This is a genomic window from Pseudomonas sp. MF06569 (assembly GCF_059862735.1).
In genome coordinates this window covers 25118-42278 of the sequence record NZ_JCBCUZ010000022.1, presented here as the reverse complement: position 1 = coordinate 42278, position 17161 = coordinate 25118, and the positions used below count along the sequence as shown (strand labels likewise).

Sequence of the window (17161 nt, the reverse complement as noted above, 5' to 3'; positions counted from 1 at the left end):
ATAGTAATCATTATCATTTGCAAAGCAAGTTTTTTCCCACGCTTTTTGGAAATTAAATTTCCATTCCTCACCCCAAGGCTCTATTACGCGGCCTTTATCCCGATGCCAGCAGCAACTCAGTGGTGCGTTTGACTTCGCTCATGGCGATATTCGAGTGGGCTTCCTGAACGTGCGGCTTCTGCAACAAGTGATCGCGTAGAAAGCGCTCATAACTGTCGATGTCATGGGTCACCACCTTCAGCAGGTAGTCCATATCGCCCGCCATCGTGTAGCACTCGATCACTTCGGGGTAATCGGTGATCGCTTCTTCAAACTCGGTCAGATGGCGTCGCCCGTGGCCTGATAACCGCACATTGACGAACACCACCACATTGAGCCCGAGCTTTTTCGGATTGAGCAGGGCGACCTTGCGCTCGATGACGCCTTCTTCTTGCAATCGATGGATGCGGCGCCAACAGGGCGATTGCGACAACTCCACGTGCTCTGCCACTTCGGCGGCAGACAGGTCGGCATTGTGTTGCAGCAGGCGAAGAATCTTGCGGTCAATAGCGCTTAATTTAATCTGCATGAACTGATCTGTTTTCTTATTTTTTTTGAATGATGCATGCAGATTAGCAGAACAATTCCTACAAAATAGAAAGAAAATTCCTAGGTAAAACCTTCACTCTTTTGCTTCGCACCCTGCTTCGGGTCAGATACTGACTTATCGGTCTGACTCGCTTCCCGGGCTAAAAACAAGAGAGAGAACGCAATGCCGATTTTTACTCATCCCGAATTCGATCACCACGAACACGTCCAGTTTTGCCATGACAAAGCCACGGGTCTCAAAGCCATTATTGCGGTGCACAACACGCGTCTTGGCCCGGCTCTCGGGGGCTGCCGCATGTGGCCCTATGCCGATGAAGAGCAAGCCTTGAACGATGTGCTGCGCCTGTCCCGTGGCATGACTTACAAGTCGGCGCTGGCCGGTTTGCCGTTGGGCGGTGGCAAGGCGGTGATTATTGGCGATCCGCGCAAGGACAAGAGCGAAGCGCTGTTCCAGGCGATGGGTGGCTTTGTCGAGAGCCTGGGTGGGCGTTACATCACGGCTGCGGATTCCGGCACCGGCGTCACTGAAATGGCTCTCATGGGCCAGCGCACCCGTCATGTGGTGGGGGCTGGTACGCGTGAGCAACTGGGCGGCGGCACCCGCAGTGGTGATCCGTCTCCGGCAACGGCGCTTGGGGTGTTTATCGGTCTGCGCGAAGCGGTCTTGCAGCGCCTGGGTCGTAGTGACCTGGCGGGGCTGCGGGTGGCCATTCAGGGCCTTGGTCAGGTGGGTTTCAACCTCGCCAGACAATTGAAAGAGGCGGGCGCTGAGCTGTGGGTCCACGATATCCAGGAGGCCAACGTGCGTCGCGCAATCGACGAACTGGGGGCTCATCCAGTGAGTGCCCAAGACATCTACGGGCTTGACGTCGATGTATTTTCGCCTTGCGCGATGGGGGCAATCATCAACGATGACACCTTGCAGTTACTGCGTGCGCCAGTGATTGCAGGTGCTGCCAACAATCAGTTGGCCAAAGCCTCCCATGCTGATGAACTGTGGCGACGGGGTTGCCTGCATGCACCGGATTACGCGATCAACGCGGGCGGCATTATTGACGTGTCCTACGAGTACAACGGTGGCACGCCCGAACAAGTTCGTCAGCACGTTGAAGGTATTGGAGAGACTTTGCGTCAGATCTTTCTAAGGGCCAAAGCTCAGGATAAAAACACCACGCGCATCGCCGATAGCCTTGCTCAAGAACGTCTTAACGCTTGATGAGAGGGGCGCGGGTGTCCTGATCGGCCACCGGCGCCTTTTCTGGCATCAATGGGCAGACAGCGGCTGTACATCAATGGCTCTGTCCACCAGTTGCTTGGATGACTCCATGAAGAACGCGAGGCTCAGCAGCAAGTCCCGTTGAGGGCCATGCAGATGCTCGGCCGCACCATGAGCGCTGGCAATTCCACATCGCAGATAATCTGATGCATGGAGCAAGGCTTCTTCCTGACTGACGTCACTGCTCACCTGGAACACTTTTTTTTCCATCGTGTGCTGGGAAACAGATGGTTTCAAATAATAGTCGAGCGCACGTTGTGTCGCGACGGTGTCCTTAAGGGAATCAAGCTCAGAATCGGACTCGTTTTTCTGCGGGCTTTTTGTAAGTGAAGTCATGATTTACCTGCGTTTCAGGAGTTAATCGAATCAGTCAGGCAAGATTCGTACAGTGAGTATTAATTGATTAAAAATAAATAATACAATGTGTGTATTGTTGCGTCGAAATCAATCCGTATTGTTCGGCAGATGGATAAATGGATCGCTTTAGTCAGAACCAAATTGCGCGAGCTCAAACTCACGCAAGAGAAACTAGCCGAACGCGTCGGGGCTTCCCAGGGCGGAGTCGGCCATTGGCTCAATAAACGCCGTCAACCCGACTTGCCGACGATGAACAACGTGCTGCATGCCCTCGGGCTTGAGCACCTTGAAGTCGCTCTGGTGATTCGCGAGCGTAGCCACGCAGGCGACACGCCTGGCGCTGACGAATACACCTATGAGATCACCTCGGCATTCCGTTATCCGGTGAGAGACTGGATTACGGCAGGTCAGGTTAGCGAAAAGGTGCTGCCGGGCTATCCTGTCCCGCCCGGTACGATATTCGAGGTCAGTGATCATTACGCCAAAGGGGCTGCGTTTTGGTTACAGGTGACGGGGGATGCCATGACCGCACCGGTGGGGGTCAGCATCGCGCAAGGGATGATGATTCTGGTCGATCCGGATATTGAGGCCACGCCAGGCAAAATGGTGATTGCCCTTACCCCTGAGTCAGAGGCGACGACATTTCGGCAGTTGATCGAAGAGAGCGGTCAACGTTACCTGAAGCCACTTAACCCGACTTATCCTAAAACCCTGTTTGATCAAAACTGCCGGATTATCGGGGTAGTGGTTCAGGCGACAGTCAAGTTCTAGAGGCGCATTTCAAATGCCCCGGCAAAGGCGGATACCGATTGCGGTATCCGCCTTTTTTCATTCCAGTTCGACCAGTGCAGAGCCTTCACTGACCATCTCGCCTTCCTGGAAGAACAAGGCTTTCACTACGCCCCCATGGGGCGCCCGCAGGCTGTGTTCCATCTTCATGGCTTCAAGAACCACCAATTGAGCGCCCGCCTCAACAGTTTGTCCGACTTCAACCAGCACCCGCACAACGCTGCCATTCATGGGCGCTGTCAGGCCGCCCTGGGCGTTATGACTGGCATCCACGGAACTGATCGGATCGTGCAGGCGCACGCAGTGCAGCTCACCGTCCCAGCGCAAGTACAGCGCATCCGCCCGGCGAATGGCCAAGTGCTGGCGCCGTACCCCGTCCTGTTCGATGACGAGCTGTTCATTGCGCCAAATGGCTGAACTGCCACTCAGGTGGATGACCTGTTGCTCGCCATTGCAGGCCAATGCCAGCAAGGTTCGGGCAGGCAGGCCGCTACGAAAACCGTTGTTTGCCGACCAGGGTGACGCCGGATCATCGTCGCGCACGCGTGGGGCCTGACTTTGATCGAATGCTTCGGCGGCCGCAGACCAGAATGTTGCAGGCAGGGGCTCCACGGCAGGCAGCAATTGTGCCTCGTAGCGCGGGATAAACCCGGTATCGAGTTCGGCTGCTGCGAAGGCGGGATGACCAATGATCCGGCGCAAAAAGCTCAGGTTGGTTTTCAGGCCGCCGATGGCAAATTCATCGAGCATCGCCAGCAAACGCAAGCGAGCCTGCTCCCGGTCTTCTCCCCAGGCAATCAGCTTGCCCAGCATCGGATCGTAAAACGGTGAGATCTCGTCACCCTCACTGACGCCACTGTCCACGCGCCTGCCCGGACCTGCAGCGGACTCGCGATACACCTCAAGGCGTCCGGTTTGCGGGAGAAAATCATTGCCCGGGTCTTCAGCGTACAGGCGCACTTCGATGGCGTGGCCGTGTAATGGCACTTGTGCCTGGGTCATGGGCAAGGCTTCACCCCGTGCCACGCGGATTTGCCAGGCTACAAGATCCAGCCCGGTGATGGCTTCTGTGACCGGATGCTCAACCTGCAAGCGCGTGTTCATCTCCATAAAGAAGAACTCGCCTCGCGCATCCAGTAAAAACTCTACGGTCCCTGCACCTACATAACCGATGGCCTGAGCCGCCCGCACGGCAGACTCGCCCATGGCCTGACGTTGTTCAACGCTCAGGCCGGGTGCTGGCGCTTCCTCCACGACCTTCTGGTGGCGACGCTGGATCGAGCAGTCACGTTCATTGAGGTACAGGCAGTTACCGTGTTGGTCGGCAAAAATCTGGATTTCCACATGACGTGGTTTGAGCACGTACTTTTCAACCAGCATCCGCCCATCGCCAAACGATGACAGGGCTTCACGCTGGGCCGAAGCCAGTGCCTCAGCCAGCTGACTGACCTCTTCGACGACTTTCATGCCTTTGCCACCACCGCCCGCCGTGGCTTTGAGCAGCACCGGATAACCGATGCGCTCGGCGGCCAGGCGAAAGGTCTCCAGGTCCTGGTCTTCGCCGTGATAGCCCGGCACCAAAGGTACACCCGCCACTTCCATCAAGGCCTTGGCCGCGGACTTGCTGCCCATTGCATCAATGGCGCTGGCGGGCGGTCCGAGAAAAATCAGCCCTGCGGCTTCGATGGCGCGGGCAAAGCCTGCGTTCTCCGACAGAAAACCGTAGCCGGGATGAATGGCTTGAGCACCGCTGGCCTTCGCTGCTGCGATGATCTTGTCGATTTTCAGGTAGCTGTCGGCGGCCTTGCTGCCTCCCAGGTCCACACAGATATCAGCTTCACGGCAATGCCGTGCATCGCGGTCGGTCGCGCTGTGAACGGCGACGGTTGTGAGCCCCAGGGCTTTGGCGGTACGCATGACCCGGCAGGCGATTTCGCCACGGTTGGCGACCAGCACAGAGGTTAGAGCGGCAGTCATGGGCGCGACTCCTGGGTCGATGGATCGGCTTGCCAGCTGGGAGCGCGTTTTTGCAGAAAGGCACGCAAGCCTTCCTGACCCTCAGGGCTGACACGAATCCTTGCAATGGCGTTTTCGCAATAGCGGCGAATGGCCAGAGTCGGTGCACCATGACTGACTTCACGCAGCAGGTCTTTGCACGAACGCATCGCGTGCGGACTGTTGAGCAGCAGGTTTTCGGTCCAGTGGTCGATTTGCTGCTCAAGCTCGGCGATGGGGTAGCATTCTGACAGCAAGCCCAGCTCGCGGGCACGTTGGCCGCTGAAGCGCTCAGCGGTCAGGGCGTAGCGCCGCGCCGCACGCTCACCGATGGCTTGCACCACGAAGGGACTGATCACGGCAGGTGCCAAGCCGATGCGTACCTCAGACAGGCAGAACTGAGCGTCATCCGCACCGATGGCCATGTCGCAGGCACTGATCAGGCCCAGCGCTCCGCCGTAGGCTGCACCTTGCACAACTGCCAGGGTTGGCATTTTCAGCTTGGCCAGGTTGTACATCAATTCAGCCAGATGGCGGGCGTCGTCGAGATTGGTGTGGTAGTCGAGTTCGGCCGATTGCTGCATCCAGGCCAGATCGGCACCGGCGCTGAAATGTTTCCCGCGCCCGCGCAGCACCAAAAAGCGCAGGGCAGGATCAGACTGCACAGCGTCCAGAGCAAGAATCAGCTCGCGGATCATTTCGGCGTTGAAAGCGTTGTTCTTCTGCTCGCGGCTCAACCACAGGGTGGCGAAACCCCGGGGATCGGTGTGCAGTTCGAGGGTGTTGAAATCAATCATGTCCGTCAGTCCTTAATGGCTGTGGGAGTTACATCCGGAACACGCCAAAGCGCGTGGCGTCGATCGGGGCATTGAGTGCCGCCGACAGGCCCAGGGCCAATACGTCGCGGGTTTGCGCCGGGTCGATCACGCCGTCATCCCACAAGCGCGCGCTGGAGTAGTAGGGGTGGCCCTGGTGTTCGTACTGATCGAGAATCGGCTGCTTGATCTCGGCTTCTTCCCGTGCCGAGAACGCCACGCCATTGCGTTCAGCCTGTTCACGCTTGACCTGCACCAGCACCCCGGCCGCCTGTTCGGCACCCATCACGCCAATTCGGGCGTTTGGCCACATCCACAGAAAGCGGGGATCGTAGGCGCGGCCGCACATCCCGTAGTTACCGGCACCAAAGCTGCCGCCGATGATGACGGTGAACTTCGGTACTTTGGCGCACGCCACGGCCGTCACCAATTTGGCCCCGTGCTTGGCAATGCCACCGGCTTCGTACTTTTGACCGACCATAAACCCCGTGATGTTTTGCAGAAAGACCAGGGGAATACCGCGCTGGCACGCCAACTCGATAAAGTGCGCGCCTTTTTGTGCGGCCTCTGCAAACAGAATCCCGTTATTGGCCAGAATCGCTACCGGGTAGCCGTGTAAATGGGCAAAGCCGCACACCAGCGTGGTGCCGAACAAGGCCTTGAACTCATCGAACACTGAGCCGTCCACCAGCCGGGCAATGACTTCACGCACATCAAAAGGCTGCTTGGCATCAGCCGGGACGATGCCGTACAGCTCTTCGCGGCCATACAACGGTGCCAGCGGCGTACGCAGTTGCAACTGGCCCAGCTTGCGCCAGTTAAGATTGGCAACGCTGCGCCGGGCCAGTGCCAGCGCGTGTTCGTCACTGTCGGCGTAGTGGTCGGCCACCCCTGAAATCTTGCAGTGCACATCGGCGCCGCCCAAGTCCTCGGCGCTGACGACTTCACCCGTGGCAGCCTTGACCAGTGGCGGGCCAGCCAGAAAAATCGTGGCCTGCTGGCGAACCATGATGGCTTCGTCGGCCATGGCAGGCACATAGGCGCCGCCAGCGGTGCATGACCCCATGACCACGGCAATTTGCGGAATGCCCGCGGCACTCATGTTCGCCTGATTGAAGAAGATGCGTCCAAAGTGCTCGCGATCAGGGAACACTTCATCCTGGCGTGGCAGGTTGGCGCCACCGGAATCCACCAGGTAGATGCACGGCAGGCGGTTCTGTTCGGCGATGGTTTGCGCCCGCAGGTGTTTTTTTACCGTCAGCGGGTAGTACGAGCCGCCTTTGACGGTGGCATCGTTGGCCACAATCATGCATTCCACGCCTTCGACCCGGCCAATGCCGGCGATTATTCCGGCAGCTGGAACGTCTTCGCCGTACACGTTGTATGCCGCCAACTGACTCAGCTCAAGGAAGGGCGAACCGCTGTCCAGCAGGCGATCAATACGCTCGCGAGGCAGCAACTTGCCCCGTGAAGTGTGACGCTCCTGGGCCTTGGCCCCGCCACCCTGTTGCACCTGCTCAAGCAGGGCATGCAGGGCATCAACCTGTTTGAGCATGGCATCACGGTTGAGGCTGAACTCGGCCGAGCGCGGGTTGATCGTCGTATGCAAGATGGACATGCCTACGCTCCTTAGCGAGTTTCGTTGAAGAGTTCACGCCCGATCAGCATGCGGCGGATTTCGCTGGTGCCGGCGCCGATCTCATACAGCTTGGCGTCACGCAGCAGGCGGCCGGCCGGGAATTCGTTGATGTAACCGTTACCGCCCAGAATCTGGATCGCATCGAGGGCCATTTGTGTGGCGCGTTCGGCGCTGTACAGAATCACCCCGGCGGCGTCCTTGCGTGTGGTTTCACCCCGTTCGCATGCGGCTGCGACGGCATACAGGTAGGCGCGGCTGGCATTGAGCTGGGTGTACATGTCGGCAACCTTGCCCTGGATCAGTTGAAACTCGCCGATGCTCTGGCCGAACTGTTTACGGTCGTGGATGTACGGAACGATCAGATCCATGCACGCCTGCATGATCCCGGTGGGGCCGCCCGAGAGCACCACGCGCTCGTAGTCCAGACCGCTCATCAATACCTTGACCCCGGCATTGAGCGTACCCAGCAGGTTTTCTTCCGGCACTTCAACGTCGTCGAAAAAAAGTTCGCTGGTGTTGGAACCGCGCATGCCGAGCTTGTCGAAATGGCTGCTTCGGCTGAAGCCTTTCCAGTCACGCTCGACGATAAATGCACTGATGCCGTGTGCGCCTTTTTCCAGATCGGTCTTGGCATAGATCACGTAGGTACTGGCATCCGGACCATTGGTGATCCAGGTTTTGCTACCGTTCAGCACAAAGTGGTCGCCGCGCTTGTCGGCGCGCAGTTTCATCGATACCACGTCGGAACCGGCGTTCGGTTCGCTCATGGCCAGTGCACCGACGTGCTCGCCGCTGATCAGTTTGGGCAGGTACTTGAGTTTTTGTTCGTGGGTGCCGTTGCGGTTGATTTGATTGACGCACAGATTGGAGTGGGCGCCATAGGAGAGGGCGACCGAGGCCGAACCGCGGCTGATTTCTTCCATCGCCACCACGTGGGCCAGATAGCTCAGGCCGGTGCCGCCGTACTCTTCAGGGACTGTGATGCCGAGCAAGCCCATGTCACCGAACTTGCGCCACATGTCTACCGGGAACAGGTTGTCCTTGTCGATTTGCGCCGCCCGTGGCGCCAGTTCGGCGGCGACGAAGTTCTGCACCTGATCGCGCAGCATGTCGATGGTTTCGCCCAGGGCGAAGTTCAAAGTCGGGTAGCTCATGTGGCACCTTGATCGTTGTTCTTATGGAGGCGTTTATTGCGTCGCCATTGATAGCCTTGACGTTAACGTAAACTTGGGGCTTAACGCTGTCAATGACCTTTACGTCAACGTCAACTTAGGCCAGAGTAATTGCAATTCTTCAAATGAGCGGGCGCGCACGTGCGCCTTGCTCATGCTCCCAGAACAATCACAAGAGGAGTTGTCATGAAGCAGCAATCCGTCCCCAGTTACAGCCAGGGTGTGCTGGACAAGTCGCTGCTGGCAATGACCATAGGTCAGGCCTTCGATCAGACAGCTGCGCTTTATCCCGAGGGAGAAGCGCTGGTGGTGCTGCGCCATCAACAGCAGCGCTACAACTGGGCGCAATTGGCCCGGGCAGTTGATCTGCATGCCAGGGCGTTACTGGCTTTGGGTTTGAAGGTGGGGGACCGGCTGGGCGTGTGGGCTCCCAATGGCGCCGAATGGTTTATCAGCCAGTTTGCCAGCGCCAAGATCGGCGTGATTCTGGTCAATATCAACCCTGCGTATCGGCTCTCGGAGCTGGAGTACGTACTCAAGCAATCGGCGTGTCAGTGGCTGGTGTGCGCGGGTGCGTTCAAGACATCCAATTATCACGCAATGCTCCAGGAACTGATCCCGGAGCTGGCCGGGCAATCGGTCGGCTCACTGGAATGTGCGCGCTTTGCCGATCTGCGCGGGGTCATCAGCCTCGCGCCTGAGCCGCCTGCAGGGTTTTTGCCGTGGTCGCGACTTGCCGAATTGGGGGGTGAGGTTACGGCTGATCAACTCCATGCCCGCCAAGACAGCCTGCACTTCGATCAGCCGGTCAACATCCAGTACACCTCAGGTACGACAGGGTTTCCCAAGGGCGCGACCCTTAGTCATCACAATATTCTCAACAACGGCTATATGGTTGGCGAAAGCCTGGGTTTGACGGCCAATGACCGGCTGGTAATCCCGGTACCGCTGTACCACTGCTTTGGCATGGTCATGGGCAACCTGGGGTGTGTGACTCACGGGACGACAATGATCTATCCCGGTGAAGCCTTTGACCCGGGCCTGACTCTGCAAGCGGTGACAGATGAGCGGGCCACTGCGCTGTACGGCGTACCGACCATGTTTATCGCGATGTTGGATCATCCGCAACGTGCCGGGTTCGATCTGTCGAGCCTGCGCACGGGGATCATGGCGGGCGCCACGTGCCCGATCGAGGTGATGCGTCGCGTCATCAGTGAAATGCATATGGGAGAAGTACAAATTGCCTATGGCATGACTGAAACCAGCCCGGTCTCGATTCAGACAGGTCCGGCAGACGAGCTTGAATTACGTGTTACCACTGTGGGGCGTACCCAGCCGCAACTGGAGAGCAAGCTGATCGACGCCGAGGGAAACACCGTTGAACGCGGTGAGATTGGCGAATTGTGTACTCGTGGTTACAGCGTGATGCTGGGTTACTGGAACAACCCGCAGGCGACCCGTGATGCCATCGACAGCGAGGGCTGGATGCACACCGGTGATCTGGCGCAGATGGATGAGCAGGGGTACGTGCGCATTGTGGGGCGCAACAAGGACATGATCATTCGTGGTGGCGAGAACATTTACCCGCGGGAGCTGGAGGAGTTCTTTTTTACCCATCCGGCAGTGGCGGATGTGCAGGTGGTGGGTATTCCGGACGCCAGGTATGGCGAGGAAATCGTGGCCTGGATCAAGTTTCACCCTGGCCACACGGCCAATGAGCTTGAGCTGCAAACCTGGTGCAAGTCCCGTATTGCCCACTTTAAAACGCCGCGTTACTTCAAATTTGTTGATGCATTCCCGATGACCGTGACCGGCAAGATCCAGAAGTTCAAAATGCGCGAGATCAGCATTCTGGAATGCGTGTCCCAAAACTGAAACCCAGTGGGAGCGGGCGTGCATCGCGAGCAAGCCCGCGCCACAGAAACAGGCAAAATCTCGAATCCCGGACAACACAAAGGGGAGCCTGGGCTCCCCTTTAATATGTCGTGCATGCTCTTTTTTTATTATTGAAGGGCGGTTTATTGTTGTTTTTGGAACTCACCCTTTACTGCGTTTTTTTGCGATCCCCATCCGGGATCAAGAGCAAACGTATTTTTTTGAGCGCTGATCCACTTTCATCACGGGCTATCAAACCTGTGATCCAACCTGTGCGGGTGCTACCTGAAGGTAGTTTTATTATTCTCTGCCCGGTTGCGAGGTGGTTTTTAGGCGCCTCGGAAAAGTAAACCTTCTCCAAAAAAATCTGTTAGCTGCGTCTCTGCCGTGTTGTTTTTGTTATGTCAGAGTCGTTTCGTATTGTTTTTATTATGTTGCTGCGGTTTTTATTCTTGTTATGCCATAGAGATAGCAGGAGCCGTGCCAACTTTTAAAAATCCTTATAAATCAAAGGCTTGTATTTCTTGGCAATAAAAAATCGGCCAGTGGGATGGCCGGTTTGTTTCCGTGTTACTCGTTTGTGGGGAGGTGAGGTAACACCATGGAACACTTTTTAGCCCTGGCGGGCCTTTGCTACCCGTGACCCGGTAACACGTCCCAGCACGTTGCAGATGTGCTCGCCTGCCAGGAGCAGCTTGTCCATGTCGACTCCGGTTTCGATGCCCATGCCATTGAGCATGTACAGCACATCTTCCGTGGCCACGTTACCGCTGGCGCCCTTGGCGTAAGGACAACCGCCGAGCCCGGCGATGGAACTGTCGAACACGGCAATGCCTTCTTGCAGGCTGGCGTAGATATTCACCAGCGCCTGACCGTAGGTGTCGTGAAAATGCCCGGCGAGTTTTTCCCGTGGTACGTAAGCCGTTACAGCTTCAAACAGGGTGCGCGTGGCCGTTGGTGTTCCGGTGCCGATGGTGTCGCCCAGCGACACCTCATAGCAGCCCATGGCGTACAACTCGTTGGCCACCTGTGCCACCTGTTGCGCGCTGACCTGACCTTCATAGGGGCACCCGAGCACGCAGGATACATAGCCGCGAACGCTGATGCCGTGCTGTCGGGCGGCCTCGATAATGGGGATAAAGCGCGCCAGGCTTTCGCTGATCGAGCAATTGATGTTGCGCTGCGAGAACGCCTCGGAAGCGGCTGCAAATACCGCCACTTCTTTTACGCCTGCCGCCACGGCATCTTCAAACCCGCGCATGTTGGGCGCCAGTGCTCCGTAGACCACGCCCGCCTTGCGGCGGATTTGCGCAAAGACTTCGGCCGATCCGGCCATTTGCGGCACCCACTTGGGCGACACAAAACTGCCGACTTCGATATAGCCCAACCCGGCATCAGTCAGGGCGTCAACCAGTTGCACCTTGTCAGCGACGCTGATGGGCAGGGCTTCATTTTGCAAACCGTCGCGCGGGCCAACTTCGATCAGGCGCACATGGGTTGGAAGTGTCATGGGGGTCACCTTCTGCGAGTAGTTACCCTTCAGTGGGAGCGGGCCTGTTCGCGATGGCATCGCTGCAGTCCGCATGATGTACCGCGTCGCCCGCTTCCACTGAAGGTATCAGCGTCTAATGGGGTATCTGGCTTTGCAGCGTCTGTTCCAGCGCCTGGAGACACCGCTCTTCAGCGGTATCGAGTTCCAGTTGCATCTGCTGGATATCCAGTAACTGTTGTTCAAGCTGCTCGCGGCGTTCGGCAATCTTGGCCAGCATGCTGTTGAGTTGCTTTTGGTTGCCGCTGGTGGGGTCGTAAAGCTCAATCAGCTCGCGGCATTCGGCCAGGGAAAAACCAATGCGCTTGCCGCGCAGGATCAATTTCAGGCTGACTTTGTCCCGAGCGCTGTACACCCGCTCCTGGCCGCGTCGCTCAGGGGCGAGCAGCCCTTGTTCTTCATAAAAACGAATGGCACGGGTGGTGATGTCGAGCTCGCGGGCAAGGTCGGAAATACTGTACGTCTGGCTGCTCATGGGCGGGCTCTGGAAAATTCGTATTCTTAAACTAATGGCTGGTTGACGTTTACGTCAAGCAAGCTGGCAGCGCAGGATTTCTTTTCCAGGGTTGCCTGCTGCTGGCACAGTTCGATCAGTTGCTCGCGCATCCAGCGATTTGCCGGGTCTTGTTCGGTGCTTTCGTGCCAGTACAAATGGGTTTCCACGTTGGGGAGTTCATTGAGTGGCAAGGGCACAAAGTGCAAGGCATGGCGGCGGGCAAAGCGTTCGGGCACGGTCATCACCATGTCGGTCTGTTGCAGCACATTGGAAGCCATCAGGTAATGCTGGGAGCGCAAGGTGACTTTGCGTTGCAGGCCCATTTTGCCCAGCGCCAGGTCCACCTCACCCAGGCCATTGCGACGGGTCGAGATATGAATATGGGACATGGCCAGATAGTCATCCAGGGACAGGGTGGTCTGACTGGCTAACGGATGGCCTTGACGCATGGCGCACACGTACCGGTCTTCCATCAACTTGACGTGGCGCACCTGGGGATCGGTATTGAGCGGTGCATCCACCGCAAAATCCAGACGTCCGGCAGCAAGATCGCTAGTGGTCTCTCGTCGATGGGACAGAAAACTCTCGATCACCACCGAGGGTGCCTGACGCCGCAGACGCTGAAACAGTGGCGGCAAAATGACCGCCTCGGTCAGGTCCGTCATGCTGATGCGGTAGGTCTTGTTGGCTTGCAGGGGGTTGAAGGTGCGGCTTTCTTGCACTGACACGCGCAAAAGCGCCAAGGCACTGCGCACCGGGCTGATGATGTTCTGCGCCATCGGCGTTGGCACCATGCCTTGGGCCGTGCGTACGAACAGCGGGTCGTTGAAACTCTCGCGCAATCGCGCCAGCGCGTTGGACACGGCAGGCTGAGTGATACCGATGATTTGCCCGGCGCGGGTCAGGTTGGCTTCGGTGTAGATGGCGTCGAAGACGACAAACAGATTGAGATCAACCTTGTTCAGATTCACGGCGCTTGGCTCTTATTGTCAGGGGCGGTGACACGGGCGAATCATATATTGCTTATGAATGGTAATACACGCTGCTAATAGGTGGCGCAAATAAAGGGTGGCTGCTCTAGCATCGGGCATCACTTTTCGACATTCCCGGTAGAAGGTAGCCACCTATGGATTTCGCTTATTCCCCGAAAGTTCAGGCACTGCGCGAGCGTGTGACAGCGTTTATGGACGCCCATGTCTACCCGGCGGAGGCGATTTTCGAGCAGCAGGTGGCTGCAGGCGACCGCTGGCAGCCGACCGCGATTATGGAAGAGTTGAAACTCAAGGCCCGTGCCGAAGGCCTGTGGAATCTGTTTCTGCCCGAGTCCGAGCGGGGCGCCGGTTTGACCAACCTGGAATACGCCCCCTTGGCTGAAATCATGGGCCGCTCGATGCTGGGTTCCGAACCGTTCAATTGCTCGGCGCCTGATACCGGCAACATGGAAGTGCTGGTGCGCTATGCCAGTGATGCACAAAAAAAACAGTGGCTGGACCCGTTGCTACGTGGCGAAATTCGCTCGGCGTTCGCCATGACCGAGCCGGACGTGGCGTCATCGGATGCAACCAACATGGCAGCCCGCGCTGTGCGCGAGGGTGACGAGTGGGTGATCAATGGCCGCAAATGGTGGACTTCGGGCGCCTGTGACCCGCGCTGCAAAATCATGATCTTCATGGGCTTGAGCAATCCTGAGAACCCGCGTCATCAGCAGCACTCGATGATCCTGGTGCCCGTTGACACACCCGGAGTGAACATCGTGCGGCCACTGCCGGTGTTCGGTTACGACGATGCACCCCACGGGCACGCTGAAGTGTTGTTTGAAAACGTGCGAGTGCCCTGCGAAAACGTCTTGCTGGGTGAGGGCCGGGGTTTTGAAATTGCTCAGGGTCGTCTCGGCCCCGGACGTATTCATCACTGCATGCGCTCCATCGGCATGGCCGAGCGGGCATTGGAGCTGATGTGCAAGCGCGCCCTGAAGCGCACGGCGTTTGGCAAACCGCTGGCACGTCTGGGGGCCAATATCGACAAAATCGCCGACTCTCGCATGGAAATCGATATGGCGCGGCTGTTGACGCTCAAGGCCGCGTACATGATGGACACCGTGGGCAACAAGGTGGCGAAAAGCGAAATCGCCCAGATCAAGGTTATCGCCCCGAATGTTGCCTTGAACGTCATCGACCGGGCGATTCAGATTCATGGCGGGGCCGGGGTGTCGGGAGATTTCCCCCTGGCCTACATGTACGCCATGCAGCGCACGTTACGCCTGGCCGATGGCCCGGATGAGGTACACCGTGCGGCGGTGGGCAAATTTGAGCTGGACAAGTGGTAATCAGGTTTCTGCCGGAGGGAGTCTGGTCAATATACCCACACCTCAACCCGACGATTCTTGATGCGGCCTTCATCTTCGGTGTTGGCCGCCACGGGCATTTGCTGACCGTAACCACGAATTTCGCGCAGTATCACGCCGCTTTTAACCAGCTCGCGGCGCACGGCCATTGCCCGCAACTTTGACAGCAGTTGTGCCCGCTCGGGATCGTCCTTGGCATCGCCAAAACCCACCAGCGTCACCTGATTGATCATCTTCTCGTGGGTCTTCAAGTAGTCGATGACTCGCAGCAAGTCCTGGTGCGCCTTGTTGTCCAGTGATGCACTGCCTTCTTCAAAGCGAAAGTTGACCGTCAGGCGCTGGGCCTGCCTGGTCAGCGTCTGGTACTGCGCGGGCATATGGGCACCGGGCAGAACACGTGCGGCCTGCACGCTTTGGGCGACGAAGCCGTTCTGCGCGACGATGGCCTGACCCTGCGGGCTTTGGGTGAACGTCACCAGCGCCCTGGCCCAAGGGTTGCTGGAGGAGGGCGGCAAGTAAAAGAACAGTCGTCGCGACAAGGGGTAGTCCTCGCTGGCGATCAGGCTGGAGAGCGGCAACATGGGCTGGGATGCACCGTCGACGATGGCGACGGCTTTGGCTTGGCGGATATAAGGCAGGCCGATGAAACCGATGGCCTGGGGGTCGTGGCTCACGGCATCCGATAGCTGCTCGCTGGATTCGAAGCGCTGCGCGGTGCGGCTCAGGGCGAGCCTGTTGCGGTTCAGTACCAACTCTTTAAACGTGTCCCAGGTGCCGGACTGTTCATCCCGGGCATACAGGTGGATCGTGCCGCCGACACCGCCCACTTGTTCCCAGCGGTTGATCTGGCCGCTGAAAACCTGTGCCAGTTGTTCGGTATTGAGCTGATTCAGCGGGTTGCGCGGGTGAAGAATAATCGCCAGGCCGTCGATGGCGATGACTTGCTCGGCGTCCGGGCTTTTCAAGTCCCCGAGGCGTTCGAGGTCGACCAGTTCACGGTCCTTGATGGGCCGAGATGAGGCCACCAGATCCGCTTGGCCGGCTGCAAGGGCAGTGAAGCCGGTGCCAGAACCGTGAGCTGCGACATCCACACGAATCTGCTGACCCTGGGCGTTGGTGCCGACAATGCTGTGCTCGTTGGGAGGCATGACCGGGACGCTGTGGATGTCGTGCAGACCTTGCTCGGCCAGCATGGCTGCCACCAGTGATGGCCCGAGGTTGGCACCGATAGTGTTGGAGCCCTGGATCCGCAAGTCTGCAGCGATGGCCAGGGTGGCCATCGTGCATAACAGGGTCAACGACATAAAGCGCAGCATTGAGGGGCACCTTCCTGGAGCCATAGAAATGTCTGCAATTTAAGTCAGGAACGTTTCAAGCCGATGACACAAAGTTCCGGGATTGTGGGTCAGCTCAATTCCAGCCAGATCGGCGCATGGTCTGACGGTTTTTCCATGCCGCGCAGGTCGTAGTCGACGCCTGCTGCCTTGATTCGTGGCACCAGCCCCTGGGAGGCAAGGATCACGTCAATGCGCAGGCCACGCTTGGGCTCGTCTTCAAAGCCGCGGCTGCGGTAGTCAAACCAGCTGAAACGGTCGGCCACATCCGGATGCAGGTAGCGGAAGCTGTCTACCAATCCCCAACCCTTGAGGCGCTCCAGCCATTCGCGCTCTTCCGGCAAAAAGCTGCACTTGCCGGTTTTCAGCCAGCGCCTGGCGTTGTCCGGGCCAATGCCGATATCACAGTCTTGTGGCGAAATATTGATGTCGCCCATCACCACCAACGGTTGTTCGTTGCTGAACCGGCTTTCGAGCAACTGCTGCAGGTCGCTGTAGAAACGCTGTTTGGCCGGGAACTTGGTAGGGTGATCGCGGCTTTCGCCCTGTGGGAAGTAACCATTCATGATGGTGACGGGTTGGCCGTTTTCGTCAGCGAAAGTGCCCCAGATAAAACGCCGCTGTGCGTCTTCTTCATCGCTGGCAAAGCCTTTGTGCAGTTCCAGGGGCGCCTGACGCGAGAGCAGGGCCACGCCGTAATGGCCTTTTTGGCCATGGTAGTGAACGTGGTAGCCCAGCGCTTCGATGTCGGCGAGGGGGAACTGGTCGTCATGGACTTTGGTTTCTTGCAGGCCGATCACGTCAGGCTGATGTTTCTCGATCAGCGCTGCCAGCTGATGCGGCCGAGCGCGCAGGCCATTGATGTTGAATGAAACGATTTTCATGGGCGGGCAGTCCTGAGCAAAACTGCGATGCTAGCTGCCAGCGTGCAG

The 17161-nt window shown here is 58.0% G+C and carries 15 protein-coding genes; 4 read left to right on the top strand and 11 right to left on the bottom strand.

The window, feature by feature from the left end; translation table 11 throughout:
- Positions 1-94: 94 nt before the first annotated feature.
- Positions 95-568: an Lrp/AsnC family transcriptional regulator gene (locus AC19YQ_RS18325; protein ID WP_133077932.1), complete on the bottom strand. Its 474-nt coding sequence runs from the start codon at positions 566-568 to the stop codon at positions 95-97.
- Between the two features lie 183 nt (positions 569-751).
- Between AC19YQ_RS18325 and AC19YQ_RS18320 the strand changes: the two genes are divergently transcribed.
- Positions 752-1804, top strand: coding sequence for a Glu/Leu/Phe/Val dehydrogenase dimerization domain-containing protein (locus tag AC19YQ_RS18320; protein ID WP_500595641.1), 1053 nt, complete (start codon positions 752-754; stop codon positions 1802-1804).
- Between the two features lie 48 nt (positions 1805-1852).
- Here AC19YQ_RS18320 and AC19YQ_RS18315 read toward each other — a convergent pair whose 3' ends face one another.
- The gene (locus AC19YQ_RS18315) at positions 1853-2200 is read right to left on the bottom strand and encodes a DUF6124 family protein (RefSeq protein WP_133077930.1); all 348 of its coding nucleotides are present in this window, start codon (positions 2198-2200) and stop codon (positions 1853-1855) included.
- Between the two features lie 129 nt (positions 2201-2329).
- Between AC19YQ_RS18315 and AC19YQ_RS18310 the strand changes: the two genes are divergently transcribed.
- A complete protein-coding gene (locus AC19YQ_RS18310) occupies positions 2330-2992 on the top strand; it encodes a LexA family protein (protein ID WP_133077929.1) in 663 nt (220 codons plus the stop codon).
- Between the two features lie 57 nt (positions 2993-3049).
- Here AC19YQ_RS18310 and AC19YQ_RS18305 read toward each other — a convergent pair whose 3' ends face one another.
- Genes AC19YQ_RS18305 through AC19YQ_RS18290 form a run of 4 tightly spaced genes read right to left on the bottom strand, consistent with a single transcriptional unit; the run spans position 3050 to position 8613 of the window.
- Positions 3050-4987 (bottom strand): acetyl/propionyl/methylcrotonyl-CoA carboxylase subunit alpha, encoded by a 1938-nt coding sequence (locus tag AC19YQ_RS18305; RefSeq protein WP_500595640.1) that lies wholly within the window; start codon positions 4985-4987, stop codon positions 3050-3052.
- Positions 4984-5802 (bottom strand): gamma-carboxygeranoyl-CoA hydratase, encoded by an 819-nt coding sequence (locus AC19YQ_RS18300; RefSeq protein WP_133077927.1) that lies wholly within the window; start codon positions 5800-5802, stop codon positions 4984-4986. The genes AC19YQ_RS18305 and AC19YQ_RS18300 overlap by 4 nt, the downstream gene beginning before the upstream one ends.
- Positions 5803-5830: 28 nt before the next feature.
- The gene (locus AC19YQ_RS18295; protein WP_339478110.1) at positions 5831-7438 is read right to left on the bottom strand and encodes a carboxyl transferase domain-containing protein; all 1608 of its coding nucleotides are present in this window, start codon (positions 7436-7438) and stop codon (positions 5831-5833) included.
- An 11-nt stretch (positions 7439-7449) separates the two neighbouring features.
- Positions 7450-8613: an isovaleryl-CoA dehydrogenase gene (locus AC19YQ_RS18290; RefSeq protein ID WP_133077925.1), complete on the bottom strand. Its 1164-nt coding sequence runs from the start codon at positions 8611-8613 to the stop codon at positions 7450-7452.
- A 204-nt stretch (positions 8614-8817) separates the two neighbouring features.
- On the opposite strand from AC19YQ_RS18290, the gene AC19YQ_RS18285 reads away from it, so the two are divergent.
- On the top strand, positions 8818-10506 hold the full coding sequence (locus AC19YQ_RS18285) for an AMP-binding protein (protein WP_500595639.1): 1689 nt from the start codon (positions 8818-8820) through the stop codon (positions 10504-10506).
- Between the two features lie 613 nt (positions 10507-11119).
- Here the strand turns inward: AC19YQ_RS18285 and AC19YQ_RS18280 are convergent.
- The 3 genes from AC19YQ_RS18280 to AC19YQ_RS18270 form a co-directional block, all read right to left on the bottom strand.
- A complete protein-coding gene (locus tag AC19YQ_RS18280) occupies positions 11120-12016 on the bottom strand; it encodes a hydroxymethylglutaryl-CoA lyase (protein WP_219262092.1) in 897 nt (298 codons plus the stop codon).
- A 115-nt stretch (positions 12017-12131) separates the two neighbouring features.
- On the bottom strand, positions 12132-12530 hold the full coding sequence (locus tag AC19YQ_RS18275; RefSeq protein ID WP_133077922.1) for a MerR family transcriptional regulator: 399 nt from the start codon (positions 12528-12530) through the stop codon (positions 12132-12134).
- A gap of 26 nt (positions 12531-12556) precedes the next feature.
- Positions 12557-13522, bottom strand: a complete 966-nt coding sequence (locus tag AC19YQ_RS18270; protein ID WP_133077921.1) for a LysR family transcriptional regulator — start codon at positions 13520-13522, stop codon at positions 12557-12559.
- Positions 13523-13677: 155 nt separating this feature from the next.
- Here AC19YQ_RS18270 and AC19YQ_RS18265 point away from each other — a divergent pair, with 155 nt between their 5' ends.
- Positions 13678-14877: an acyl-CoA dehydrogenase gene (locus AC19YQ_RS18265; RefSeq protein WP_133077920.1), complete on the top strand. Its 1200-nt coding sequence runs from the start codon at positions 13678-13680 to the stop codon at positions 14875-14877.
- Between the two features lie 26 nt (positions 14878-14903).
- Here AC19YQ_RS18265 and AC19YQ_RS18260 read toward each other — a convergent pair whose 3' ends face one another.
- On the bottom strand, positions 14904-16211 hold the full coding sequence (locus AC19YQ_RS18260; protein WP_405046711.1) for a substrate-binding domain-containing protein: 1308 nt from the start codon (positions 16209-16211) through the stop codon (positions 14904-14906).
- An 89-nt stretch (positions 16212-16300) separates the two neighbouring features.
- Positions 16301-17113, bottom strand: a complete 813-nt coding sequence (xthA, locus tag AC19YQ_RS18255) for an exodeoxyribonuclease III (RefSeq protein ID WP_500595638.1) — start codon at positions 17111-17113, stop codon at positions 16301-16303.
- Positions 17114-17161 lie beyond the last annotated feature (48 nt).